The following is a 23,364-nucleotide window of genomic DNA, read 5'->3' as shown; positions in this document are numbered from 1 at the left end:
TCTTTCCTTCGTTTCTCGGAATACGGATCAGCGGTATCCGTATTTCTGCCAATTCGACAGCACACGCTGCTGAATCTCGGTGGGCCAGCCGTTTTCGAAGCTGCCCTTCACCGGGCGCTTGCCCTCCGGGTAGAGGTCGGCGAGCAGGCAGTTGTAGACCACCTTGCCCGCCATGAAGGTGTGCTTCTCCTCGTCGTCGAGGTACACCGGCAGGTCGTCGCTGAGCTTGTGCGGGAAATGGAATTCACCGCGCGCCACGTCGGGGTGCGACCGGGTCGCGAACGCCCACACCACCTCGTCGACGTTGGTGATGTCGACATCGTCCTCGACCAGCAGAATCTTGGGTGCGTTGACCGATGCCTTGCCGGTGAACGCCACATCGGCGACCCGCTGTACCAATTCGGCCGAGGAGATCCCGAGGGTCCTGTGCCAGTCCTGGCGCACCGACAGGGTCAGCCAGTGCATCGCGGCCTCGGGAGTGTGCCAGGCCGAGGAGATCGGCAGCCCGGCCTGACGCAGTTGGTAGAGCAGTTCCGCGCCGTGCATGGTGGCGGTGCAGGTGTGGTCTTCCTCGACCGGCGGGCCCGCGGCGACCACCGGGAGGATGGCACCGTCGCGATAGGTGATCGCGGTGACATCGAAACGCGCCTTCGGAGAGGCGACAGTGGCGTTGTAGCCCGGGAATTCGTTGAACGGGCCCTCCATGACGGTTTCGTCGATCGACACAAAGCCTTCGATCACGATCTCCGCGGTCGCGGGCACCAGCAGATCGACCGTCTCGGCCGGCACCACCTCGATGCCCTCACCGAAATAGCCGCCGATGAAGTCGCACTCGGATACGCCCTCCGGCAACGGCATTCCGCCCACGAACGGCAGTCCCGGCTCCACGCCCAGCGCCAGCACGATCGGCATCGGCTTGCCGATCTCGGCCCACTTCGAGCGGACGATGCCCAGATGCTGCACCGGAGCGATCAGGCAGGCCAGGCTCTTGCGGTCGTGGATCATCATGCGGTTGACCGACCAGTTCGTCCACGACCCGTCCGGGGTGCGGGCGATATTGATGCCCCAGGTCTCGATGTAGCGACCGCCGTCGTTGCCGTGAATGCGCGGCGTCGGGAAGATCGTGAGATCGACGTCGTCACCGAGCAGGACGTTCTGCTTGCAAGGCGCGCCCTCCGCGGGCACCCCCACCGGCGGAATACCCGGCTTGCCGCGGGCAGCGACCAACGCCTCCATCAGCTCCTGGCCCTTCGCCTCGGCGGGTAGCCCGAGCGCCATTGTGATACGCGCCAGCTGATGTTCGGCGCTGCTGAATGCGCCGGGGGCGCCCAGCACTCGGAACCCGGTGTCGCCGTATCCGGTGACGTTGGTGAAAAGCGGTGCGGGAGCCCTCAGATCGTAGGAGCGTCGGGTGACCGCACCGATTTCCAGATCCCAGTCGACCTCGTGATCGATGGTCTGCAGCTCCCCGATCCGCTCCAGCTCGGAGAGAAATTCGCGCAGGCTCTTCAGATGTTTCACGATGATTCCTTCGAGCAGGTGTCACTCGCCCCAGCGGGGCATATCCGGTAGATCGATGCCGAACAGATCCAGCGCCCGGCCGACGGTGTGATCGACCAGTTCGTCGATGCTGTCGGGGCGCAGGTAGAAGGCGGGCACCGGCGGCATCACGATGCCGCCGGATTCGGTGACCGCGGTCATCGCGCGCAGATGGCCCAGTGTCAGCGGGGTTTCGCGCACCATCAGCACCAGCCGGCGCCGTTCCTCGAGGGTCACGTCCGCCGCGCGGGTGAGCAGGTTGTCACCGTTGCTGTAGGCGATGGCCGACAGTGTCCGAATCGAGCACGGCGCCACCAGCATCCCCGCCGTCCGGAACGAGCCCGACGCAATGGCCGCCGCGATGTCGGCGGGACGATAGACCACGTCGGCCATGGCCGCGAGATCCTTTGCGCTGAACCCGGTTTCGTAGGCCCTGGTCTGCTGCCCAGCGGGAGTCACCACCAGATGGGTCTGCACCCCGGCTTTGCGTGCGAGTTCCAATGCCCGGATGCCATAGGCGATTCCGGTCGCTCCGCTGATTCCCACCACCAGCCGCCGCGGTTCCCCGGTCGTAGTCTCTGACACCGCCTCAGCGTTGCTGACCACGGGCGACTCGCAGAAGGACCGTTCATGTCAGGCAGGGAACCGAACGCGTCATCCTCGACCGGCCACCACCGCGAAGGCGATCCACCACCGATTTCGCCGAGAGCGTGACCTGAGCGTCCGATTCCGGTCAGCGCTTACGATGACCATGTGTTCGATTCGGTGCCCGCCTATAGCGCAGTATTGGCCCGATGCGTACTGAACACGGCCGGCGAAGGAGTCGACACGCACATGCTGCTGCGTGACGCCGGGCTGCCGCAGTCGGTGCTGACCACCGAGCACGGCATGGTGTCCAGCCGCGCCTACCTGCGGCTGTGGGAGCGCGCCGAATTCCGCCAGGACGCACCGGAAGTCGGGTTGCGGATCGCCTCGACGTACCGGATCGGCCGATTCGGCATCTTCGACTACCTGTTCAGCACGGCCGCCACCGTCGCCGAAGGGCTCGCCGCGGTGCGGCGCAGCGGCGCGCTGATGGCCACCACCAATCACCACTACAGCTCGGCTTGGGACACGAGCGACAGCGAGCACACCATGGTGCTGGAGATGATCGACGGCGATGGGCGCGGTGCCGATCTGACCATCCAGGCCGCCTACGCCAGCACGCTGGCTCGCATCCGGCACGCCAGCGGGGCATCGATCACGCCGACCCGAATCACCCTGCGACAGAAACCACCTCGGGCCATGGGAGCGTTCGTCGATGCCTTCGGTACGGCGGCCATCGACTTCGACGCGCCGTTCGACAGCGTGACGCTGCGGGCCGGCGATCTGGCGTTGCCGCTGCGCACCGCCGATCCGGTACTCGCGGAAATCGTTCGTGGGCACGCGGAGTCGCTGTCGGCCCCGATGCTCGACAAGCCCTCCTGGCCGGAGCAGGTGCAGCGGGCGCTGCGGGAGATGCTCGGTGGGGACGATGTCTCGCTGAACGCCGTGGCGCGATGCCTGACGGTGAGCCCGCGAACCCTGCAGCGCCATCTGGCCGAGTCCGGCACGACCTGGCGGCGTGAACTGGACCACGCCCGGCAGACGGTGGCCCGGCAGGCCGCCGAGACCACCACCAAGTCGTCGCTGGCCCGCCGTCTCGGCTATTCCGATGTGCGCGCACTGCGCCGCGCGGCTCGCCGCTGGGACTCCGGCACGGTCGAGCAGCAGGCAAGCTGACAACCGCGCCTCCGATCCGCCTCACCTTACGTACAGCCCCCTACCGCCCGCCCTGCCACTGATCCCCACAGCCGACTCCCAGGAAACCCGCAGTGCTCATGGAGATTCGCCGCTGATCATCGACAACGGCCCGCGCAGCGTGCCGCAGATTTGGGCAGGATCGCGGGGAGAACAATGCAGGGCGCACGGGTACTGACGACTGTCGCGGCAGCCGTCGGATACGCAATGATCACAGCACACGCGTGCGCGGCCTACGCGCCGCACGAGAAAACCTATTCGACGGCAAGCGGATTCGCGTTCACCGTCGGACAGCGGGACCTGGACGCCCGGCCGATCGCGCCCTTGAACGGCATGCCGACCAACCGAGAAGTGTTCCTGGACAGCACTTCCTACGGGACCGTGCCCGCCGGAGGCGCCGGACACCTGAAGACCGGGTACTACGTGGCCTGCCAGGCGGACATCGACGCCAAGCTGCACATCGACCCGGAACTCGACCTCGATCCCGCCGTCACCGCCACTGCCGGGCTCGACACCTCGCTCGGCCCGCACGCCGGCGTCGACCTCAGCGTCGGGCCCACGGTCACCGGCGGCGTCGGCGTCGACATCTCCATCGCCCCGGGCAAGATCGCCGACGTGGTCGCCGGGGAGAAGGACCTGCCGGGCAACGGCGGCACCGGGACACTGCTGATCCAGGACTTCCACCTCATGGTCGGCGGCTGCGGCGGACCACTCACCATCCGGCCCTACACGCTCATCAGCGCCGACTCCGGACCCGACGGCGGCAGCGGCGCGGTGTACGGCGACCCCATCACCCTGTAGGGCCCGGGTCCGAGCCCATCGCCGCCGGTAGGGCACGGCTCCGGGCCGAAGTTCAGGTACCCATTCAGGGTGATCCCCGATGCGCCCGGACAACACCGAACAGCACGATGGAAGCCATGACGAGAACGAGCGACTGGTCCAAGAGCGCCGGGCGTACCGGCTTCTCCGATCAGCTTCACGATCTGTGGCAGACCCGGCCGATGCGCTTCCCGAAAGACGGACCGCTCGCGGGCGTGGCCGTCGGCTTCGGTCGCCGCTACAACGTGGACCCCGTCCTGGTGCGGGTGGCGTTCGTGGTGTCGGCACTGTTCGGCGGCGCGGGCATCGTGCTGTACCTGCTCGGCTGGCTGCTGCTCCCGCAGGCGGGCGACCAGTCCTCGCCGGCGGAATCGCTGTTCGGCCGCGGCCAGTCCTCGCAGAACTCGTCCCGGACCATCGTGCTCATGGTGGCGTTGGGGATCGCCGTGAGCACGATGGGACCCGTCGGCGTCGGGCTCGGCGGGTCCGGCGTCATCAGCTTCGCGCTCATGCTGGCCGGCTGGTGGCTGCTCTACCAGCGCCAAACCCAGCCGCCCGCCGCCTATTTCGACCAGACGGCCGCCGACAGCCTCCTCAACACCGGCTACCCCGGCACCACCAACCCGTATTGGACCGGTTACCCGGGCGCGAACGCCGTCACCTTCCAGACCTACGGCCCGTACACCACCCTCCCGGACCACTACGAGCCCGACCCGAACCAGCCGCCCGCGCCGGAATCCGCTGCCGCCCAGCCCATGTCGCAGCCCGGCACGGAACAGCACCCCTCCCCGAGCGGCGACGCCGACACTGCGGTACTCCGCGCCAACCCGCCCGATGCCGGCACCGCCGTCCTGCACCCGGAATCACCTACCCCGCAGCACCTTCCGGACGCCGCGGTAACCGAAGTGCTCGACACTCGCTACGCCCCGGCATCCGCCGTGGCCGACACCGCGGTGATACGGAAGTCCGGATCTCCCTCGGGCCCAGGCACTTCCGGTGAGCCGACCGACGCCGCCCGGACCGGGACCCCGGATCAGGGCGCGTCCGCCGGGAGCCGAGCGGCGGATTCCGGCCAGCCCGGCAGCGCAGGTCCGGCGGCACCGGTCGATATGAGCAAGTCCGGAGCCCCGACCCCGTCTGCGCCGAGCAGCCCCGCACCGGACGACGGCGACACCGGCGGAAACGAGACGCCGGCCATCCCCGAGGTCGGGGAACCCCGTGCGCTGCATCGTATTCCGCCGGCCGCCGATCGCCCCCGGGCCGGATTCGGGCCCGCGCCCATCTCGCCCGACTTCGGGCCCACCCCGCCGGGCTGGGATCCGCTCGGCGTGGCCCCGCTGGCCTGGGAGCTCCCCGAGCCGGGCATGCCGCTACAGCAGACCGCCGTGCAGGCGCCCCCGCGCCGCCCGCGCTCCCGGCTGACCGCGGTCACCATCGGCCTCGCGATCCTGGCCGCCGCCGCAGCGGGTTCCGTGGCCGCCTCGGGCGTGGACTGGATGACCCCGGCCCGGATCGGGGCGGCGGCCCTCGCGGTGATCGCGCTCGGGCTGATCATCGGCGCGTTCCTGCGCCGCGGCCACGGCCTCATGGTGCTCCTCGCCCCGCTGGCCGGATTCGTCATCCTGGCCTCGCTGGTGGGTCCCATCGAGTTCGATCAGGGCACGATGGGCGACCATCGGTGGACCGCCGCAACGGCTTCCGAGCTCCTGCCCGAGTACCACGTCAGCATGGGTTCGGGCACGCTCGACCTGAGCAGGCTGCAGCTGACCGAGGACCGCGACGTCGCGGTGAAGGTACGCATGGGCGACGCCCGCGTGGTGCTACCGCCCAACCTGCGCGTCAATACGACATGCACTGTCCGCATGGGCGATTCGAATTGCCTGAGCGGAATGTCCGGCCCGGCAACGGGTCCCGTCCTGAACCTGACCGTCGATGTGCAGATGGGAAATGCGGAGGTGAACCGTGGCTGAGAACCAGAACAAGAACCGTCGTCCCTCGTTCGGACTCCTGCTGGCCGGCCTGCTGGGCCTGGGCGTGAGCGTGTGGGCCTTCGTCGGCCCCCACTTCTGGCCCGTCTCCGGCGGACTGTCCCTGGGCTGGATCGTGGTAATTGCCGCCATTGTCGTCGGTATCGTCCTGGTTCTCACCCCGAGGAAGAACCGAGACTAGCGAGCCGACCGCGCTGCCCCTTCCCCTCGCCGGGGTAGCGCACCCTCCTTCCCGGACTGCCCTCCGAGAAGGAAAGGCCCCGCACCTTTCGAGGTGCGGGGCCTTTCATTTCACTCCCACTCGATGGTCCCCGGCGGCTTGCTCGTCACGTCGAGCACCACGCGGTTGACCTCCGCCACCTCATTGGTGATGCGGGTGGAGATGCGCTCCAGCACCTCGTAGGGCAGGCGGGTCCAGTCGGCCGTCATGGCGTCCTCGCTGGAGACCGGGCGCAGCACGATCGGGTGGCCGTAGGTGCGGCCGTCACCCTGCACGCCGACACTGCGGACATCGGCCAGCAACACCACCGGGCACTGCCAGATCGACTTGTCCAGACCGGCGGCCGTAAGCTCCTCGCGCGCAATGGCATCCGCCTGGCGCAGCAGCTCCAGCCGGTCGTGGGTCACCTCGCCGATGATGCGGATGGCCAGACCCGGACCCGGGAACGGCTGGCGCGCAACGATTTCCTCCGGCAGGCCCAGCTCGCGGCCGACCGCGCGCACCTCGTCCTTGAACAGCAGCCGCAGCGGCTCGACGAGCGCGAACTCCAGATCGTCCGGCAGACCGCCGACATTGTGGTGGCTCTTGATGTTCGCGGTGCCCGCACCGCCGCCGGACTCCACGACGTCCGGGTACAGCGTGCCCTGGACCAGGAACTCGACCTTGGTCTCGCCCTGCTCGCCGACCACCTCGGAGACCGCGTCCTCGAACGACCGGATGAACTCCCGGCCGATGATCTTGCGCTTCTCCTCGGGGTCGGTGACGCCCTTCAGCTCACCCAGGAACTTCTCCACCGCGTCGACGGTGACCAGCTTGGCCCCGGTCGCGGCGACGAAATCACGCTGCACCTGCTCACGCTCACCCGCCCGCAGCAGACCGTGATCGACGAACACACAGGTGAGACGATCACCGATGGCCCGCTGCACCAGCGCCGCCGCCACCGCGGAATCCACACCGCCGGACAGACCGCAGATGGCGTGGCCGTCCCCGACCTGCTCCTGCACCTGGGCGATCAGCGCGTCGGCGATATTGGCGGGCGTCCACGCGCCCGGGATCTCGGCGATCTCGTGCAGGAACCGGCTCAGCACCTGCTGGCCGTGCGGCGAGTGCAGCACCTCCGGGTGGTACTGCACACCCGCCAGCTTGCGCGCCCGATCCTCGAACGCGGCGACCGGTGCGCCCGCGGAGGTCGCGGTCACCTCGAACCCGGCGGGGGCATCGGTGACGGCGTCACCGTGGCTCATCCACACCGGCTGCCGGGTCGGCAGGCCGCCGTGCAGGATGCCGCCGTCCACGCTCAGCTCGGTGCGCCCGTACTCGCGAGTCCCGGTGTGCGCTACCGTCCCGCCGAGCGCCTGGGCCATGGCCTGGAATCCGTAGCAGATACCGAAGACCGGCAGCTCCAGATCGAACAGCCGCGCATCCAGCTGCGGCGCGCCCTCGGCGTACACGCTGCTCGGCCCGCCGGAGAGAATCACCGCGAGGGGGTTCTTCTCCGCGATCTCCTCCACGGTGATCGTGTGCGGAACCACCTCGGAATACACGCTCGCTTCGCGCACCCGGCGCGCGATCAACTGCGCGTACTGCGCGCCGAAGTCGACGACAAGGACTGGTCGCTGGGTTTCTGCCACGGCCACAGTCTAGTGAGCGATACACATCACATTGACCACGCCTCCCCGGCCTTCGGTATCCGCCGGGTATACCTGCGGATCGGTAGGTGTCAACTGATCTTGTGAGATGCGGGTAACTCACCGGGTACGTCCGAATTCGGTTCGGCGCCCGACCGCCGGCACGGGTGCGTGGCAGTCAACGGCACCGAGCCGCCCGCTGAAGTCTCGGGGAGGCGGGATGGACCTCCACCCCGGGCCGAGGTGCGCCGCGGCCTCGGAAGCGGCGGCCCGCCCGGCCCGGAAGTGGTGGCATCGGGACGGTATTCGCGTCGAGTGGGTCACCGATAGGGACTTCCGGCCCATTCCTCTCGAATCTCGGCCCGTCGCATCGTGACACGGCCGACCCGCGGCGCCGAGCGTCGCGGTGAGCAAGAAAGCTCGCCGGATTGTCACCGGTGCTGGCTATCCTCTACCTCGTGCCATTCGCCCGTGCGATCGATGCCGAGATCCACTACGAGGACAGCGGGGGCGGAGGCCCGGTGGTGCTGTTGGGGCACGAATTCCTCATGGACCGAACGATGTTCGCGTCGCAACAGGCGGCGCTGACACCCGAGTTCCGGATCGTGACCTGGGATGCGCGCGGGCACGGCCGCACCCGTGATGAGGGGCTGCCGTTCACGTACTGGACCTCCGCCCGGGACGCGCTGACCGTACTGGATCAACTCGGCGCGGAACGTGCCGTGGTGGGCGGGATTTCGCAGGGCGGCTTCATCGCCCTGCGCACGGCACTGCTGGCCCCCGGCCGCGTCGCCGCCCTCGTCCTGCTCTCCAGCGAGGCGCACGAACCCACCCCGGCCGAACTCACCAATGCCCGTAGGTTTCTCGACAAATGGTATGAAGACGGCCCCCGCCCCGCCCTCGCCGAATACCTCGCCCGCTGGCTCATCGGCGACGACGACTGGTACCGCGCCGTCTGGGTGAAACGCTGGCTCGCCCGCGACCCCAATGCCACCGAGGTGGCCGCCGGCGCCCTGCTGGGCCGCGACTCGGTCCTGGACCGACTATCCGAAATCACCTGCCCCACTTTGGTCATCCACCCCACCCGCTCCGGCGTCCCCCGCTCCCACGCCCGCGAACTCGCCGACCGCCTCCCCAATGCCCACTACCTCGAAATCGAGGGCGCCCGCCAAACGGTGAACATGACCCACCCCGTGGCCGTCAACACCGCGGTCCGAGAATTCCTCCGCGACTTGACTCCCCCGCCGCCCCGCGCCTTCAGCGCCCAGTTCGGGAGCCGTTGACTCCGTTCGCAAAGGTGACAACTGATTTCGTACCGGTCCGGGTAACTCGTCGGGTACGTCCACAGTCGTTTCGGCACCCGACCGCCGGCACGCGTGTACGACCGCCGACGGCTCCCCCGAGCCGGGCGTTGAAGGCACGGGGAGGCGGAGGAGACGACCGCTCCAAGACTTCGACAGCGGCCGAAGTCAACCGGTAGCGCGGACGTCGGATACAGTTAGCGCCCTTGCACATTCGGGTGAATGCACAAGGGCGCGAGGATGGAGTCTCCGGTCAGGCGCGGACGTTCAAACCGACCTTTTGGAATTCCTTGAGGTCGCTGTAGCCGGTCTTCGCCATCGAACGACGCAGGCCGCCAACCAGATTCAGCGAACCGAACGGGTCGTTCGAGGGGCCGTTGAGGACCTGGTCCAGCGGGACGCGCTCCTCTTCGACGGCATACGGCAGCACCGCGCCGCGCGGCACCGACGGGTGCGCGGCGGCCGACGGCCAGTACCAGCCGTTGCCCGGGGTCTCCCGGGCCATGGCCAGCGGCACGCCCAGCATGACCGCGTCCGCGCCACAGGCGATCGCCTTGGCGATGTGGCCCGAGGTCAGCGTCTCGCCGTCGGCGATGACGTGCACGTAGCGCCCACCCGTCTCGTCCAGGTAGTCGCGACGCGCGGCCGCGGCGTCGGCGATGGCGGTGGCCATCGGCACCCCGATGCCGAGCACCTCACCGGTGGTGGTGGCGCCCTGCATGGAGCCGTAGCCGACGATGACGCCCGCCGCGCCGGTGCGCATCAGGTGCAGCGCGGTGCGGTGATCGGACACGCCGCCCGCCACCACCGGCACATCCAGCTCGGCGATGAAGGTCTTCATGTTCAACGGCTCACCGTCGCCCACATGCTCCGCCGAGATGATGGTGCCGTGCACCACCAGCAGGTCGATGCCCGCCTGCACCAGCCCCGGGGTCAGTGCCCGCGCGTTCTGCGGGCTCACCCGCACCGCGGTGGTGACACCGGCCGCGCGCACCTGCGCGACCGCGGCGGCCAGCAGATCGGGCTGCATCGGGGCGGCGTGCAGCTCCTGCAGCAGCGCCACCGCGGCCTCGGTGCCCTGCTTCTCGCCGACCTCGGTCAGCTGCTGGATCTTGGCGGCCACATCGGCGTGCCGGGCCCACAGGCCCTCACCGTTGATGACGCCCAGGCCGCCGGCCCTGCCCAGTTCGATGGCGAACTCCGGCGACACCAGCGCGTCGGTGGGATGCGCCAGGAACGGGATCTCGAAGCGGTAGGCGTCCAGCTGCCAGGACAGCGACACCTGCTTGGACGAGCGGGTCCGACGGGACGGAACGATGTCGATATCGTCCAGTTCGTAGGTGCGCCGGGCGGTCCGGCCCATGCCGATCTCGACCATATCGCGCATCGTCAGTCCTCCTGTGTGTAATTTGCCCTCCGCTTCGCTCCGGGCGGGTTCGCGGCGCTGGAAGTCTCGTTCTTCCCTCCTCCGCTCCTCCGCTTCGCCCCCCGCTCCGTCAGTCCAGAACGAGACGCGCCGCGAACCTTGTGGGCGTACGTATTTTGCCGGTTCGGTCCGGCTACGAACGGGTGGTGTAGTTGGGAGCCTCGACGGTCATGGTGATGTCGTGCGGGTGCGACTCCTTCAGGCCCGCCGCCGTGATCTGCACGAACTGCGCCGCCTGCAGATCGGTGATGCTCTGCGAACCGGTGTAGCCCATGGCCGCGCGCAGACCGCCCACCAGCTGGTGGATGACCTGATCCAGCGGGCCGCGGAACGGCACCCGGCCCTCGATGCCCTCGGGCACCAGCTTCTTCTCCGAGAGCACGTCGTCCTGGAAGTAGCGGTCCTTGGAGTACGACTTGGCCTCGCCTCGACCCTGCATGGCGCCCAGCGAACCCATACCGCGGTAGCTCTTGAACTGCTTGCCGCCCACCAGGATCAGCTCGCCGGGGGACTCGGCGGTACCGGCCAGCAGCGAACCGAGCATGACGGTCGAGGCGCCGGCCGCTATGGCCTTGGCGATGTCACCGGAGTACTGCACACCACCGTCGGCGATGACCGGCACACCGTGCGGCTTGCACGCCGCCACGGCCTCCAGGATCGCGGTGATCTGCGGCGCGCCGACACCGGCGACCACGCGGGTGGTGCAGATGGAGCCGGGGCCCACACCCACCTTCACCGCGTCCACGCCCGCCTCGACCAGCGCCAGGGCGCCCGCGCGGGTCGCGACATTGCCGCCGACGATCTGCACCCGGTCGCCGACCTCGGCCTTGACCTTGGAGACCATCTGCAGCACGCCCGACTGGTGACCGTGCGCGGTGTCGACCACCAGCACGTCCACGCCGACCTCGGCCAGCGTCATGGCCCGGACCCAGGCGTCCTCGCCGACACCGACCGCGGCGCCGACCAGCAGGCGGCCGTCACGGTCCTTGGTGGCGTTCGGGTACTGCTCGGTCTTGACGAAGTCCTTGACCGTGATCAGGCCGCGCAGCTTGCCGCTGCCGTCCACGATCGGGAGCTTCTCGATCTTGTGGCGGCGCAGCAGACCCAGCGCGGCCTCGGCGGTGACGCCCTCCTGGGCGGTGATCAGCGGCGCCTTGGTCATCACCTCGGCGACCTTGCGGTCCTGATCGACCTCGAACCGCATATCGCGGTTGGTGATGATGCCGACCAGCATGCCGCGCTCGTCCACCACCGGCAGACCGGAGATGCGGAAGCGGGCGCACATCGCGTCGACCTCGGCCAGCGTGTCATCGGGGCGACAGGTCACCGGATCGGTCACCATGCCCGCCTCGGACCGCTTCACCGTCTCGGCCTGCGCGGCCTGCGCCTCCACCGACAGATTGCGGTGCAGCACACCCATACCGCCCGCGCGCGCCATGGCGATGGCCATGCGCGCCTCGGTGACGGTGTCCATCGCCGAACTCACCAGTGGGGTGCGCAGCGAGATCTCACGCGTCAGATTGCTCGAGGTGTCGACGGAGCTCGGAATCAGATCCGAGGCCGCCGGCAACAACAGCACATCGTCGAAGGTGAGACCGAGCATGGCGATCTTGTCGGGATCATCGCCGCCCGTATGGGGGCGGCCAGCGTTTCGTTCGCCCGTCACGGGACTGCTCATTCGGATCGACCCCTCCTGGACCTCGGCAACATCCACCGGACCGGGCACCGGTGAACGCGTGGATGAACGGCAATGCCGGCGTTTGCTACCCGGCCTTTGGTCAACCATGGTATCGGCTCGACAATTCCACGCCGCACCCCGCCCGACCCCGCGTCAGTGGGCCTGACAGCGCCGTATCGACAGCCACATCCGCTGCGGTTTGTCGGCCGTGCCATTACTGTGTCGGCTGCCACGACATCACTGCACCTGCCCAGGACAACCACCGTGCCTGCCCAGGACAACACTGCGCGCCACACCGGGAGCGCACTGTGCGCCGCACCACCAGCGAAGTGAGGGCAAATCCCCTTCAGCGCTGGCGCACATGGGGTGGTTCTGCGTACCGTGGGACTGTGCGTGACCATCTACCACCTGGCTTGCCGCCGGATCCGTTCGCCGGAGACCCCTCCGACCCGTCGGCCGCGCTCGATGCCATCGAGCCGGGGGAGCCGCTGGATCCTCACGAGCGCCTAGCGGTCGAAGAGGATCTCGCCGATCTCGCGGTCTACGAGGCGCTGCTGGCCCACCGCGGCATCCGCGGTCTCGTGGTCAGCTGCGAGGACTGCCGGCAGGATCATTACCACGACTGGGACATGTTGCGCGCCAACCTCCTCCAGCTACTGGTGGACGGGACGGTGCGACCGCACGAGCCCGCCTACGATCCGACGCCCGAGGCCTACGTCACCTGGGACTACTGCCGCGGTTACGCGGACGCTTCCATGAACGAGGCACTGCACGGCGACGGATTCGACGGGTTCGACGTCTGATTCATCGAAAAGGGCCTGCATCCCAAGGATGCAGGCCCTTTTCGCATGTCCCGCGAAGGTCGTTCCGCCCCGCTGACGTGAAAACCCGATCGGCGCACGACGATCGGGTGAAGCGGGTGTGCTAGTGCGTCCCCGGCACCGGAGCCGGCGGCAGCAGGCCGCCGCCGGTCGGCAGGACGATCGTGGACGGGATAGGCGCGACGGGGGACGGCTTTTCGACCGGCGGCTGCGGCGTCGGCTGCAGGCCACCACCCGTCGTACCGCCACCGGTACTACCTCCGGTATTGCCTCCGGTCGGAACCGCGGCCGACGTCGAGTTCCCGCCGCCACCGGTCGGCGGCACCACCGGCGGCTCGGATTCCTGCGGGACAGACGGCAGGGTGGTCACCTGCGGAACGGTCGGCACCGTCGAAACTCCGCCTCCGGTGCCCGGATTCGGGCTCGGCGCGGTTTCGAGCCCCCGCGAATCGATGGTCGTCGACGGGTTGCCTTCCGTCTTGGTCGGCGGATTCACCGGCGGCACCGGCTCATTCGGCGTGGTCGTCACGACCGGCACCTTGGTGGTGCTGCTGGTCGGGGCGAGCGACGCCAGCGAGCTGGCCACCTCGGGCGCCTTCTGCTGCAGCACCGTGTACAGCTGCTGCCAGCGGTCGGTCAGGTTGTCCTTCTTGCCGGAGTCGTTGACCTGGGAGGCATTGTCGGCGGCACGCTCCATCAGCGGCTTGGCCTCGTCGGCCTTGCCCTGCGCGATGAGCTGCTGCGCCTGCGCCAGATCACTGTCCGCCCGCGAGACAACCGTCGATTGGGCCTGTTCGCTGAACACGACCTCCTTGACCCGCCAGAGCGGATCACCGGGACTCGCGTTGTACGAGAACGCCGTCAGACCGCCGATGACGAGTGCCATAGCCGCCGCCGCACCCAGGATGGGCCGGACAAGCCTGAGTCGGCCGCGATTCGACGCGCCGATTCTGGCCTGCCGTGCGCCGATCTCCTGGTTGACCGCGGCGACAATGGCATCCAGGTCCGGTCCGGCCGGCAACGGCTCGGCCACGATCTCCGCGCGCCAGTCCGCCAGCAAGGCGGCGAGCTGATACTCCTCCGAGGTACCCGTCTGCACGGGTCCATCGCCGGAGATGGCGTCGATCAGTGCATCGTCGCGTCGCACCGCGGCAATGTCCACCGGCCCGGTATCACCGGACGCCTCGGCGTAGGGACCGCTGTTCTGCGATCCAGGTTGCGCCTTCCAGTCGCCCCGACCGCGCTCGCCATCCCTAGCCATACATTTCACCTGCCCTCGCCACTTGAGACTTGAGTTTCGCGAGTGCCCGGTGCTGGGCGACTCGTATAGCACCCGCCGTACTGCCCACGGCGACTGCAGTTTCTTCAGCCGACAGACCCATGACCAGGCGAAGGATCAGGATTTCTCGATGCTTTTCCGGCAAGGTCGCCAGCAGAGCGTTCATCTGCCGGCTCGTTTCGGATTCGAGAGCTCGCTGCTCCGGTCCCTGGTCGGTGGATATGACATCCGGTACTTCGGCCATGGCGTCCGCCTTGTTACGGGCGGAATTTCTGTGGGCGTCTGCGACCTTGTGCGAGGCGATGCCGTAGACGAATGCCATGAACGGCCGACCCTGATCCTGGTACCTGGGGAGGGCGGTCATGACGGCCAGACAAACCTCCTGCGCGACGTCGTCAGCGGAGAGCTGGCCACGTTCGGCCGATCCGATGCGCGCACGGCAATACCGCACCACGAGGGGGCGGATGCTCACCAGTACCTGGGAAAGGGCCGCCCGGTCGCCCTGCGCTGCGGCAGCGACGACTGCGGGATCCAACTCCTCACCCGTGTTGTTCATCGTCAGAGCTGTTCCTGGCGTTTTCGAGAGTGGCACGGCGGCAGGAGAGCCGGTGCTTCCGCCGAGGGGGGCGGAACGGTCCAACAATAGCGGCTGACGCATTCATGCCAGCCGTTACGGGGTCCTTCTCGGGGACGACTCAGGGAAGTCCCGGGGGGCACTCAGGGATGGCCGAGAAGGCCCCTGGCCGAACGCAATCGCCCACCGCGAGTGTCCAGCAACCGTGCACACTCGGCGGCCACGATCGCGCCGTCGCCTCCGGGTTCGACGCCGGAGCGGAGCATGGCGCAGGCCCAGCGCAGCGGCAGCAGCTCGTGTTCGGCGCAGGCGCGATCGACTTCGGTTGCGAGAGCCCGGGATCGGTCGAGGTCGCCCGCGGCGGCGCTGGCGGCGGCCAGAAGTAGCCGGGATTTCACTCGATGCCGCAGCGACGGCGAGTTTTCCGCCAGGGCGAGGGCGGCCTCGGCGTGGGCCAGGGCGGGATCCGCAGGAGCCGGGCGACCGCCGGCCGCGAGGTCGGCCGCGGGGAGGGAGATCAAACCGGAGCCGGGGGCCGACAGCGCCGTCTCGGCAGCCACCCAGTGCAGGCGGACACGCGGGCGCCACGCACTCGCGGCATCGGTCAGATGAACGTCGAGGTGTTTGCGGCAACGATCCAGCAGCCGGGCGGCAAGCGCCGGGCGGAGGGTGCCGAGAGCATCGGCGGCGAGTCCGGTCAACGCATCGCAAACCGCTTCGGCGCGCCTGATTTCCGCCGGGGTCGCGGCGGGCGCGACCGCGGGAGCAAGATCGCCGGCGACGGGGGGCAGGGCGAGGGCGGCCGCGCGGCCGTCGGCGACGGCGGCGTCGCCGTGCCAGCCGAGCTGGCGCAGCAACGAGGCCTCGGTGCTGTGGGTGAGCGACAGCAGCGCGGGATCGGTGGTGGTGCGGCGGGCGCGGCCGAGCTCTGCGCGCGCGGCGGCGTAGTGTCCGATCCCACTGAGCGAGACTGCTCGCAACCAGGATCCGGTGGCGTCGGCGGCAGCGGGCAACCCGGTGGCAGCGCGTTCTGGCGTGGCGCCGAAAGCGGCGTCGGCGAGTTCGGAGTTCACTTCGAGCACAGGCACAGCCGCACTGTAACCAGTGCCGGGGCAAGTGAGGGCAGCCGCCATACCACAGCCCCTCAGCTATCGATCAGCATTCACATGCGCCTATGTGTTTCCACTCCGTAAATCTGTTCTCGCTATCGCCCAGCACGCCCGTAAGGAATTCGTATAGCGTTTCGCGCTATTAACCTGACGGCCGCGAATCGGCCATCTCTACCCTACTCAGCGCGAGATGTCCAATGGCTGAGATCACTCTGATCGAGACTGTTGCATAGATCGAGTGACAGGTTTCGACCCTCGAAAAGCTGCTGCTACCAGGCGTTTCTACCAGTCGGATGGGCTATCACAGGCTGGTCACGGTGCTGGGCAACCGATCAGTATCACCACAGGTAGGCGGTCTTGTAAATAGCTGGGATGTTAATTCTCTAATGTGCACGTATTCGGCTCGAGTCGAATGAAGCTATTGACTCGAATTCGTTGTCCGACCTAACGTACGTCATCGCCGTCGTTGGCGTCGTGTCGAATTGCGGAGCCGACGAAGTGCGATCGCCGGGCCACGGCGATGCGGCCACCTGTTTGCCACCAGCACCGCTCGACAATGCCGACGAGCTCGCACCATGAGGAGTTCACCATGCCTATGCCGACCCACCTCCCAGGTCCGAACGCCGATGTCTGGGATTGGCAGATGCGCGGATCCTGCCGCGGTCAGGACTCCGCGGTGTTCTTCCACCCGGACGGCGAACGCGGCCGCGCCCGGGCCCAGCGCGAGCTACGCGCCAAGGAGATCTGCAAGTCCTGCCCGGTGCTGCTGCAGTGCCGGTCGCACGCGCTGAAGGTCAGCGAGCCCTACGGCATCTGGGGCGGCATGTCCGAGACCGAGCGTGAGCTACACGCCCGCCGCAACCGCCGTCGCATCGTCGCCTGACCGACCCGTTCTGCGCTCCGGGCAAACTCGCGTGACCGGTGTTCACCAGCGGTGTCGCCGAGGGCCGGCGACCGGGCGGGCTCGAGATTCCTCCCATCCGACAGCGATGGCGTGCCGAATGTCTAGCAAACACCCGGCACCGCTCGAGAGGGTCGGCGACGACCGACGTCACGTCATGTCTCGAATGTCATGTATGCGACGTTTCGGTGCAACTGGAAAGCCACTCTGCCACAGTCTCTTTGCCGATACCCCCACGCGAGAGGAGGTTATAGCGGCACGCTACCCTCGTGGCCGATGACACAGAACGGAGCGTTGTGACAGCGCGGCCGCCTGCCGCAGAGGGCAACTCGTTCCAGAGCTCGAGGGACGGAGGGGCGGAAACGCCCAGCGTGGACTCTGCGGTGACGGCGCGCGCAGCCGAAAGTCTGGAACTAGCCGCACTCCTCGAGCGTTGCGGGCAGTCGGATCAGCAGGCGTTCGCCGAGCTGTACGACCGCACCAGCGCGAGAGTGTTCGGCCTGGTCCTACGCGTGCTACATGATCCGGGCTATGCGGAGGAGACCACGCAGGAGGTCTACCTCCAGATCTGGCGCACGGCAGCCAACTTCGACTCGTCCAAGGGTTCGGCCGTCACCTGGTTGATGACGCTGGCCCATCGGCGCGCGGTCGACCGGGTTCGGGCCGAGCAGGCGCACGCCCTGCGCGAGGTCGCGTACGGCACCAGCACTCTCGGCAACGAGTTCGACGAAGTCACCGAGGAGGTCGGGCGTCGGCTGGAACAGCAGGCGGTGCTCGCCGGCCTGGCGACGTTGACGGAGACGCAGCGGGAAGCCATCTCCCTCGCATACTTCGGCGGACGCACGTATGCCGAGGTCGCGGCCCATCTGGGCGTAGGTTTGCCGACCGTTAAGTCCCGTATACGGGATGGATTGACACGACTCAAGAAAAGTTTGGGAGTGACGTGAGATGAAAGAAAGCCAGATCGATCTCGCGCACACTGTCGCGCTCGGATCGATCGGCGACGAAGATCAGCGCGCAGTGGCGGACCTTTTGGATACCGACGACGCCGTACTGCGCGCCGCCTTCACCCAGGAAGTGCAGCAGACCCGAGAAGCCATCATGCTGGCCGCGTCCGCGGTGGCCGTACCGCCACCGCCCGCGCTCCGCGATCGCCTTCTCGCCGCGATAGCCACGGACCAGGCACCGCCGAACACGATCCACCGCTCCCACCCCGGTCTCCACCACGGAAACGGCCGCTCCCCCAGTCCGATCCACGACTGAGAGCTCATTTCCCGAAGTAAGAGGTCCAGAACCCGTCACGCCCGCGAGGCCTTCTTGCATGCCGCCGATTCAGGTCGCCTGACCGGTTTCGGCTGCATGCTTTGCCGGTAAAGGCCGATTCGTATGCGACTCCTCAGCATCCTTATCCGCTCGTACCGCCGTGGCCTGGCGGGCGTGGCCGCTCTCACCCTGGTCATCGCGGGCCTCTACGTCTTCACCGACTCCCGCGCGAACGATCTCCGGGACCGATCCCCCGCCGTCCCACTCCCGCCCGTCTCCGGCCCACTGGGCCCGAATTGGCTGACGCCGTCGCCGACCGACTTCTACCCCGGGCCCACGGTGACGATCTCCCCGGCGCGCTGACCGCCGCCCGAAAACCGCTGCGGGCCCGCATGCCCGGACCGAAAGCGCGCGGCGGCCGGGTTCGGTTCGGGCATTGCAACTTTCACGGAACGAGGCCCGCACCGCCTCGGTGGACGGGGCGCGGCGACCCGAAAATGACAGTGGCGCAATGCAGTCCGGGCGGAACCACGGTAGTGCCGGCGAAACCACGGCAGCGCGGGGCGTGGCGCAGTCGCGCCGACGGCCGGATCGCGCCGGAGGAAGTCGGGTGGCGCGGTTGGGGTTCGGAGACGGCGAGGCCCCCGGACAGCGGGCTGTCCGGGGGCCTGAGCTGACGTCAGCGGGGCTGGGTCAGTGGGCGTGGCCGTGGTGCGCGTCGGCGGGCTCGTCGACCGGCTTGTCCACGATCGCGGACTCCGTGGTGAGGACCATGCGGGCCACCGAGGTGGCGTTCTCCACCGCGGAACGGGTGACCTTCACCGGGTCGATGACGCCCTCGGCGACCAGGTCGCCGTAGGTGAGGGTGGCGGCGTTGAAGCCGTGCTTGCCATCGGACACCTTGGAGACGACGACCGCGCCGTCGACACCGGCGTTGCTGGCGATCCAGAACAGCGGCGACAGCAGGGCCTGGCGCACGACCTCGACGCCGACCGCCTCGTCACCGGAAAGCGAGTCGCGCAGGGCGGGCAGCGTGGCCGCGGCCTGCACCAGGGCGGTGCCACCGCCGGGGACGATGCCCTCGGCGACCGCGGCCTTGGCCGAGGCGACAGCGTCCTCGACGCGGTACTTGCGCTCCTTGAGCTCGGTCTCGGTGGCCGCGCCGACCTTGATGACGGCGACGCCACCGGCCAGCTTGGCCAGGCGCTCTTCCAGCTTCTCGCGGTCCCAGTCGGAGTCGGTGTTCTCGATCTCCTTGCGCAGCTGGGCAACTCGCCCGTCGATGTCGGCCTGCGAGCCGGCGCCCTCGACGATGGTGGTCTCGTCCTTGGTGACCACGACGCGGCGGGCCTTGCCCAGCACGTCCAGGCCGGCCTCACGCAGGGTGATGCCCAGGTCCGGGTTGACCACGGTGCCACCGGTGACGATGGCCAGGTCGTCCAGGAACGCCTTGCGGCGGTCACCGAAGAACGGGGCCTTCACGGCGACGACCTTGAGGGTCTTGCGAATCGCGTTGACCACCAGGGTGGACAGCGCCTCGCCGTCGACGTCCTCGGCGATGATGACGACCGGCTTGCCCGACTCCGCGATCTTCTCCAGCAGCGGCAGCAGGTCCGGCAGGGAGCTGATCTTCTCGCGGTTCAGCAGGATCCACACGTCCTCGTAGACCGCCTGCATGGTCTCCGGGTCGGTGACGAAGTACGGGGACAGGTAGCCCTTGTCGAACTGCACGCCCTCGGTGATGGCGACCTCGGTCTGCAGACCCGAGGACTCCTCGATGGTGACGACGCCGTCCTTGCCGACCTTGGTCAGCGCCTCGGCGACCAGCGCGCCGATCTCCTCGTCCCGCGAGGACACGGTGGCGACCTGCGCGATGGACTTCTCGCCGTTGACCGGGGTCGCGGCGGCGTGCAGGGCGGCGGCGACGGCCTCGGCGGCCTTGCTCATGCCCTTGCCCAGGGTCATCGGGTTGGCGCCCGCGGCAATGTTCTTCAGGCCACCCTTGATGAGGGCCTGCGCCAGCACGGTCGCGGTGGTGGTGCCGTCGCCGGCGACATCGTTGGTCTTGGTGGCGACGCTCTTGACCAGCTGCGCGCCCAGGTTCTCGAACGGGTCCTCGAGGTCGATGTCGCGGGCGATGGTCACGCCGTCGTTGGTGACGGTCGGGCCGCCGAACGCCTTGGCCAGCACCACGTGCCGGCCGCGCGGGCCCAGGGTGACCTTGACGGCGTCGGCGAGCTTGTCGACGCCGCGCTCCATAGCCCGACGAGCCTTCTCGTCGAACTCGATCTGCTTTGCCATGTACCTACTCCTGAAATGAGTTGGGTCGGAACGCACTCCGCCCCGGGCCGGTTGCTGTATTGGCAGCTGCGACTCCGGGGCGGTGTCTCTCGGTGCTCTGGGAAGCCCGGCCGCGGGGAGGCGGAGGCCCGAGCCCCGAGAGTTGGAGCGTTCCTACTTGGTGACGACGGCCAGCAGGTCGCGAGCCGACAGGATCAGGTACTCCGAGCCGTTGTACTTGATCTCGGTGCCGCCGTACTTGCTGTAGATGACGACGTCACCTTCCTTGACGTCCAGCGGAATCCGCTTCTCGCCATCCTCGTCCCAGCGACCCGGGCCCACGGCGATGACGGTGCCCTCCTGGGGCTTCTCCTTCGCCGTGTCGGGGATGACCAGGCCGGAGGCGGTCGTCGTCTCGGCCTCGTTGGCCTGGACGAGGATCTTGTCCTCGAGCGGCTTGATGTTCACGCTCGCCACGTTGAGCCCTCCACTTTCAGGGGATTCGTCGCGTCCGGGGCTGTTCCCCGGACTCACGGTTTCGGTCATGTGTGTGACCCTGCGCAATCAGCCCCGTCGTCGCGGGTGCCGGGACCCCTGCTCAGTAGTCATCAGCTGGCACCGGAGCACTGACAGTGCCAACTAGCACTCTATACATGCGAGTGCCAGCGCTCAAGGTAAGGGGCTGCCATATCGACCACCCAGTTTTCGCGGCCCGCCTCGGCCCGGACCGCGGCTCGATAAACCTCCGCCTCGGAGCGGGGGAGCGAAGCGGAGGAGGGAAGGCCGAGGTAACGGGGCCGCGAACCCGCCCGGAGCGAAGCGGAGGGCAAATTGAACACGACTCGCCGACACGACGGCGCGGGAATCTGAGGGCTTCCAAAGAAATCCGAAAATCTGTAACGTTCGGATAACGGATTGTGACACCATTGACGTCGGCCGCGCGACGAGACCGAAACGGTCCCGCCACGTGCACCGTCGAGAGTTTCACAACTGCTTCACCCCGCTAACCGCGCGGCAACCCTGCGCGCGGGCTCGAGAAGAGAGCAAGACCGCAAGTGATCAGTGGCAGGTCCGGATGCCCCATCGGACAAGGGCCCGTCGCGATCCGAAGCTCGGAGACGTCCGCTACCCGTAGGGCGCGTCCGGAGTCCGTTCGAGATGGTCGTCTCCACCCGGACCATCCGCTCGAAGGGAGGTGAACATGCGAACATCCCTCGGCATCTCCGCCGGGAGCGAGGTGGTGTGCTCGGCGACGGTCGCTACCGCACCCAACGGCGCCCAGAACTTCGACTACCGCGTCGTGACGGCCGATACCGCCCACTCCGACGTCGGTGATCTGGTGGCGTCCTCGATCGAATTGATGACCACCCAGATCCCGCGAGAGAGCGTACATCCGGTCGGCGCCCATCCGATCGCCCGCGGCAACGGCCACCGCGACCCCGACTCGGCCCCGCCCGGTGACATCGCGGTCGCCTACCGGGACCGGGAGCAGGCCCAGATCATCCGCTCGGCGATCGGCCGGCAGCGGCACGGCGTGCAGCTCATCCCGGAGAGCACCGCGGCCCTGGCCTATCTGCGGCACACCGGGCTGCTGGACCGCTGGAACACGGTGGCGCTCATCGACATCGGGGCCACCGGCACCACGGTCACCGTGGCCGACCACGCCGACGGCACCGTCCTGCGCACCGAGCGCATCACCGCCATCAGCGGCAACGCCATCGACGAACTGATCCTGCAGCACCTGCTGGACTGTCACCTGTCCCGCCGAGGCATTCGCCCCAACCGGGGAATTCTGCTCAACCGCAGCCGCGCCGCCAAGGAGCATCTGTCGGTGGTTCCGGCGGTCACCATCGACCATGTGGCCGGGCAGCCGCTCAAACTGACCCGGGTGGACTTCGAGGAGATCGTCGCCGACCTGCTGCGCGAGCTGGCGGTGTTCTCCCGTGCCGTGTTCGCGCGCGCCCCGAAGTTCCCGGAGGCGGTCGCCGTGATCGGCGGCGGCGCCAATGTGCCGATCATGGTGGTGGGGCTGGAGCGCCAGCTCGACGTGCCGGTCGTCACCGTCCCGGAGCCGGAGGCCGCGATCGCGAAAGGCGCGGCGCTGGTGGCGGATTCGACCACGCCGAGCAGCACCTTCCCGGTGATCGGCCTGGGCTCGGACGCGCCGATCGGCACCTTCACCAAGCTGGCGGGGACGCTGGCGGGCGCGATCGTGGTGGTCGGCCTGATCGTCGGGTACGGGGTCAAGGAATTCGTGGTGCCCGAACCGCAGAACACCCACTACTCGCCCTCCACGACCGGCCCGCAGCAGCCGGTCCCGCAGACCACGCCGACGGGTCCTTCGGGCGGCTCCACCAGCACCACGACCACCCAGCGCCGCACCACGGCCGCGGTTCCGACACCCCTGACCGGTTCGGCCGGTGGCGCGCCCACCGCGCCGAGCAGCACCGCCCAGCAGCCGCCGCTGCGCCCGGATCCCGACCTACCCCAGATCCCGTTTCCCGCGGATCTCCCCCGCCTGCTCGGGCCGCTGCTCGGCACCTCGCTGCCGCCGGCCGAGTCGGAGTCGCATATCTCGGTCACGGACGGCACGCCCACTGATTCGGGCTCCGAGACCGACGGTGGCACGCTCCCCCGCATCCCCGAGATTTCAGCGGCCGGCTGAGAGCCGTCGACGGTCGCGTTCCCGTGCCGGCGGTTGGGCGGCGAACCGAGTTCGGATGTACCCGGCGAGTTACCCCGAACGTCACGAAATCAGT

The 23,364-nt window shown here is 68.4% G+C and carries 21 protein-coding genes; 11 read left to right on the top strand and 10 right to left on the bottom strand.

Annotation, left to right across the window (positions count from 1 at the left end):
- Positions 1-27: 27 nt before the first annotated feature.
- Together ACQP1O_RS04875 and ACQP1O_RS04870 are read right to left on the bottom strand one after the other, a co-directional pair.
- Complete coding sequence (locus ACQP1O_RS04875; protein ID WP_433564689.1) at positions 28-1,521, bottom strand: UbiD family decarboxylase; 1,494 nt, start codon at positions 1,519-1,521, stop codon at positions 28-30.
- Positions 1,522-1,542: 21 nt separating this feature from the next.
- On the bottom strand, positions 1,543-2,124 hold the full coding sequence (locus tag ACQP1O_RS04870) for a UbiX family flavin prenyltransferase (RefSeq protein WP_433564688.1): 582 nt from the start codon (positions 2,122-2,124) through the stop codon (positions 1,543-1,545).
- 168 nt (positions 2,125-2,292) lie between these two features.
- Here ACQP1O_RS04870 and ACQP1O_RS04865 point away from each other — a divergent pair, with 168 nt between their 5' ends.
- From ACQP1O_RS04865 to ACQP1O_RS04850, 4 genes are all read left to right on the top strand, one after another.
- Positions 2,293-3,300 (top strand): AraC family transcriptional regulator ligand-binding domain-containing protein, encoded by a 1,008-nt coding sequence (locus tag ACQP1O_RS04865; protein WP_433564687.1) that lies wholly within the window; start codon positions 2,293-2,295, stop codon positions 3,298-3,300.
- Between the two features lie 225 nt (positions 3,301-3,525).
- Entirely contained in the window at positions 3,526-4,119 is a 594-nt protein-coding gene (locus ACQP1O_RS04860; protein ID WP_433564686.1) for an MspA family porin, read from the top strand.
- 116 nt (positions 4,120-4,235) lie between these two features.
- Positions 4,236-6,107: a PspC domain-containing protein gene (locus tag ACQP1O_RS04855; RefSeq protein ID WP_433564685.1), complete on the top strand. Its 1,872-nt coding sequence runs from the start codon at positions 4,236-4,238 to the stop codon at positions 6,105-6,107.
- A complete protein-coding gene (locus ACQP1O_RS04850; protein ID WP_354830305.1) occupies positions 6,100-6,306 on the top strand; it encodes a hypothetical protein in 207 nt (68 codons plus the stop codon). The genes ACQP1O_RS04855 and ACQP1O_RS04850 overlap by 8 nt, the downstream gene beginning before the upstream one ends.
- Before the next feature lie 110 nt (positions 6,307-6,416).
- Here ACQP1O_RS04850 and guaA read toward each other — a convergent pair whose 3' ends face one another.
- Positions 6,417-7,982, bottom strand: coding sequence for a glutamine-hydrolyzing GMP synthase (gene guaA, locus ACQP1O_RS04845; protein ID WP_433564684.1), 1,566 nt, complete (start codon positions 7,980-7,982; stop codon positions 6,417-6,419).
- A gap of 449 nt (positions 7,983-8,431) precedes the next feature.
- On the opposite strand from guaA, the gene ACQP1O_RS04840 reads away from it, so the two are divergent.
- Entirely contained in the window at positions 8,432-9,256 is an 825-nt protein-coding gene (locus tag ACQP1O_RS04840; protein WP_433564683.1) for an alpha/beta fold hydrolase, read from the top strand.
- Between the two features lie 271 nt (positions 9,257-9,527).
- Here the strand turns inward: ACQP1O_RS04840 and ACQP1O_RS04835 are convergent, their stop codons facing one another.
- Both ACQP1O_RS04835 and guaB read right to left on the bottom strand, forming a co-directional pair.
- Positions 9,528-10,661, bottom strand: coding sequence for a GuaB3 family IMP dehydrogenase-related protein (locus ACQP1O_RS04835; RefSeq protein ID WP_433564682.1), 1,134 nt, complete (start codon positions 10,659-10,661; stop codon positions 9,528-9,530).
- 172 nt (positions 10,662-10,833) lie between these two features.
- On the bottom strand, positions 10,834-12,378 hold the full coding sequence (gene guaB, locus ACQP1O_RS04830) for an IMP dehydrogenase (protein WP_433564681.1): 1,545 nt from the start codon (positions 12,376-12,378) through the stop codon (positions 10,834-10,836).
- Positions 12,379-12,767: 389 nt separating this feature from the next.
- Here guaB and ACQP1O_RS04825 point away from each other — a divergent pair, with 389 nt between their 5' ends.
- Positions 12,768-13,181, top strand: coding sequence for a DUF5319 domain-containing protein (locus ACQP1O_RS04825; RefSeq protein ID WP_029923780.1), 414 nt, complete (start codon positions 12,768-12,770; stop codon positions 13,179-13,181).
- Between the two features lie 121 nt (positions 13,182-13,302).
- Here the strand turns inward: ACQP1O_RS04825 and ACQP1O_RS04820 are convergent, their stop codons facing one another.
- The 3 genes from ACQP1O_RS04820 to ACQP1O_RS04810 form a co-directional block, all read right to left on the bottom strand.
- The gene (locus ACQP1O_RS04820) at positions 13,303-14,460 is read right to left on the bottom strand and encodes an anti-sigma-D factor RsdA (protein WP_433564680.1); all 1,158 of its coding nucleotides are present in this window, start codon (positions 14,458-14,460) and stop codon (positions 13,303-13,305) included.
- A complete protein-coding gene (locus tag ACQP1O_RS04815; RefSeq protein ID WP_213557917.1) occupies positions 14,453-15,034 on the bottom strand; it encodes a sigma-70 family RNA polymerase sigma factor in 582 nt (193 codons plus the stop codon). The genes ACQP1O_RS04820 and ACQP1O_RS04815 overlap by 8 nt, the downstream gene beginning before the upstream one ends.
- Positions 15,035-15,195: 161 nt before the next feature.
- Positions 15,196-16,140 (bottom strand): hypothetical protein, encoded by a 945-nt coding sequence (locus tag ACQP1O_RS04810; RefSeq protein WP_433564679.1) that lies wholly within the window; start codon positions 16,138-16,140, stop codon positions 15,196-15,198.
- Between the two features lie 610 nt (positions 16,141-16,750).
- Here ACQP1O_RS04810 and ACQP1O_RS04805 point away from each other — a divergent pair.
- The 4 genes from ACQP1O_RS04805 (at position 16,751) to ACQP1O_RS04790 (ending at position 18,688) form a co-directional block, all read left to right on the top strand.
- A complete protein-coding gene (locus ACQP1O_RS04805) occupies positions 16,751-17,044 on the top strand; it encodes a WhiB family transcriptional regulator (protein ID WP_040855647.1) in 294 nt (97 codons plus the stop codon).
- Between the two features lie 389 nt (positions 17,045-17,433).
- On the top strand, positions 17,434-18,009 hold the full coding sequence (locus tag ACQP1O_RS04800; protein ID WP_433564678.1) for a sigma-70 family RNA polymerase sigma factor: 576 nt from the start codon (positions 17,434-17,436) through the stop codon (positions 18,007-18,009).
- Position 18,010: 1 nt separating this feature from the next.
- Positions 18,011-18,325: an RskA family anti-sigma factor gene (locus ACQP1O_RS04795; RefSeq protein WP_379425686.1), complete on the top strand. Its 315-nt coding sequence runs from the start codon at positions 18,011-18,013 to the stop codon at positions 18,323-18,325.
- A 123-nt stretch (positions 18,326-18,448) separates the two neighbouring features.
- Positions 18,449-18,688, top strand: coding sequence for a hypothetical protein (locus tag ACQP1O_RS04790; protein ID WP_433564677.1), 240 nt, complete (start codon positions 18,449-18,451; stop codon positions 18,686-18,688).
- A gap of 330 nt (positions 18,689-19,018) precedes the next feature.
- Here ACQP1O_RS04790 and groL read toward each other — a convergent pair whose 3' ends face one another.
- On the bottom strand, positions 19,019-20,626 hold the full coding sequence (gene groL / locus ACQP1O_RS04785; RefSeq protein ID WP_433564676.1) for a chaperonin GroEL: 1,608 nt from the start codon (positions 20,624-20,626) through the stop codon (positions 19,019-19,021).
- Between the two features lie 153 nt (positions 20,627-20,779).
- Positions 20,780-21,082: a co-chaperone GroES gene (gene groES, locus ACQP1O_RS04780; protein ID WP_033086015.1), complete on the bottom strand. Its 303-nt coding sequence runs from the start codon at positions 21,080-21,082 to the stop codon at positions 20,780-20,782.
- Between the two features lie 724 nt (positions 21,083-21,806).
- On the opposite strand from groES, the gene ACQP1O_RS04775 reads away from it, so the two are divergent.
- Positions 21,807-23,270 (top strand): Hsp70 family protein, encoded by a 1,464-nt coding sequence (locus ACQP1O_RS04775; protein WP_433564675.1) that lies wholly within the window; start codon positions 21,807-21,809, stop codon positions 23,268-23,270.
- Positions 23,271-23,364: the final 94 nt, after the last annotated feature.

Source organism: Nocardia sp. CA-151230, from assembly GCF_050942175.1.
In the GTDB taxonomy this organism is placed as follows: Bacteria; Actinomycetota; Actinomycetes; order Mycobacteriales; family Mycobacteriaceae; genus Nocardia.
Note: the sequence above shows the minus strand (reverse complement) of the source record. Positions and strands in the feature narration are given on the sequence as shown.

Excerpts from the sequence above, each read along its gene's own strand:
- ACQP1O_RS04860 (WP_433564686.1), top strand. The coding sequence starts at position 3,526 with ATGATCACAGCACACGCGTGCGCGGCCTACGCGCCGCACGAGAAAACC.
- ACQP1O_RS04855 (WP_433564685.1), top strand. The coding sequence starts at position 4,236 with ATGACGAGAACGAGCGACTGGTCCAAGAGCGCCGGGCGTACCGGCTTC.
- ACQP1O_RS04835 (WP_433564682.1), bottom strand. The coding sequence starts at position 10,661 with ATGCGCGATATGGTCGAGATCGGCATGGGCCGGACCGCCCGGCGCACC.
- guaB (WP_433564681.1), bottom strand. The coding sequence starts at position 12,378 with ATGAGCAGTCCCGTGACGGGCGAACGAAACGCTGGCCGCCCCCATACG.
- ACQP1O_RS04820 (WP_433564680.1), bottom strand. The coding sequence starts at position 14,460 with ATGGCTAGGGATGGCGAGCGCGGTCGGGGCGACTGGAAGGCGCAACCT.
- ACQP1O_RS04815 (WP_213557917.1), bottom strand. The coding sequence starts at position 15,034 with ATGAACAACACGGGTGAGGAGTTGGATCCCGCAGTCGTCGCTGCCGCA.
- ACQP1O_RS04805 (WP_040855647.1), top strand. The coding sequence starts at position 16,751 with ATGCCTATGCCGACCCACCTCCCAGGTCCGAACGCCGATGTCTGGGAT.
- ACQP1O_RS04795 (WP_379425686.1), top strand. The coding sequence starts at position 18,011 with ATGAAAGAAAGCCAGATCGATCTCGCGCACACTGTCGCGCTCGGATCG.
- ACQP1O_RS04790 (WP_433564677.1), top strand. The coding sequence starts at position 18,449 with ATGCGACTCCTCAGCATCCTTATCCGCTCGTACCGCCGTGGCCTGGCG.
- groL (WP_433564676.1), bottom strand. The coding sequence starts at position 20,626 with ATGGCAAAGCAGATCGAGTTCGACGAGAAGGCTCGTCGGGCTATGGAG.
- ACQP1O_RS04775 (WP_433564675.1), top strand. The coding sequence starts at position 21,807 with ATGCGAACATCCCTCGGCATCTCCGCCGGGAGCGAGGTGGTGTGCTCG.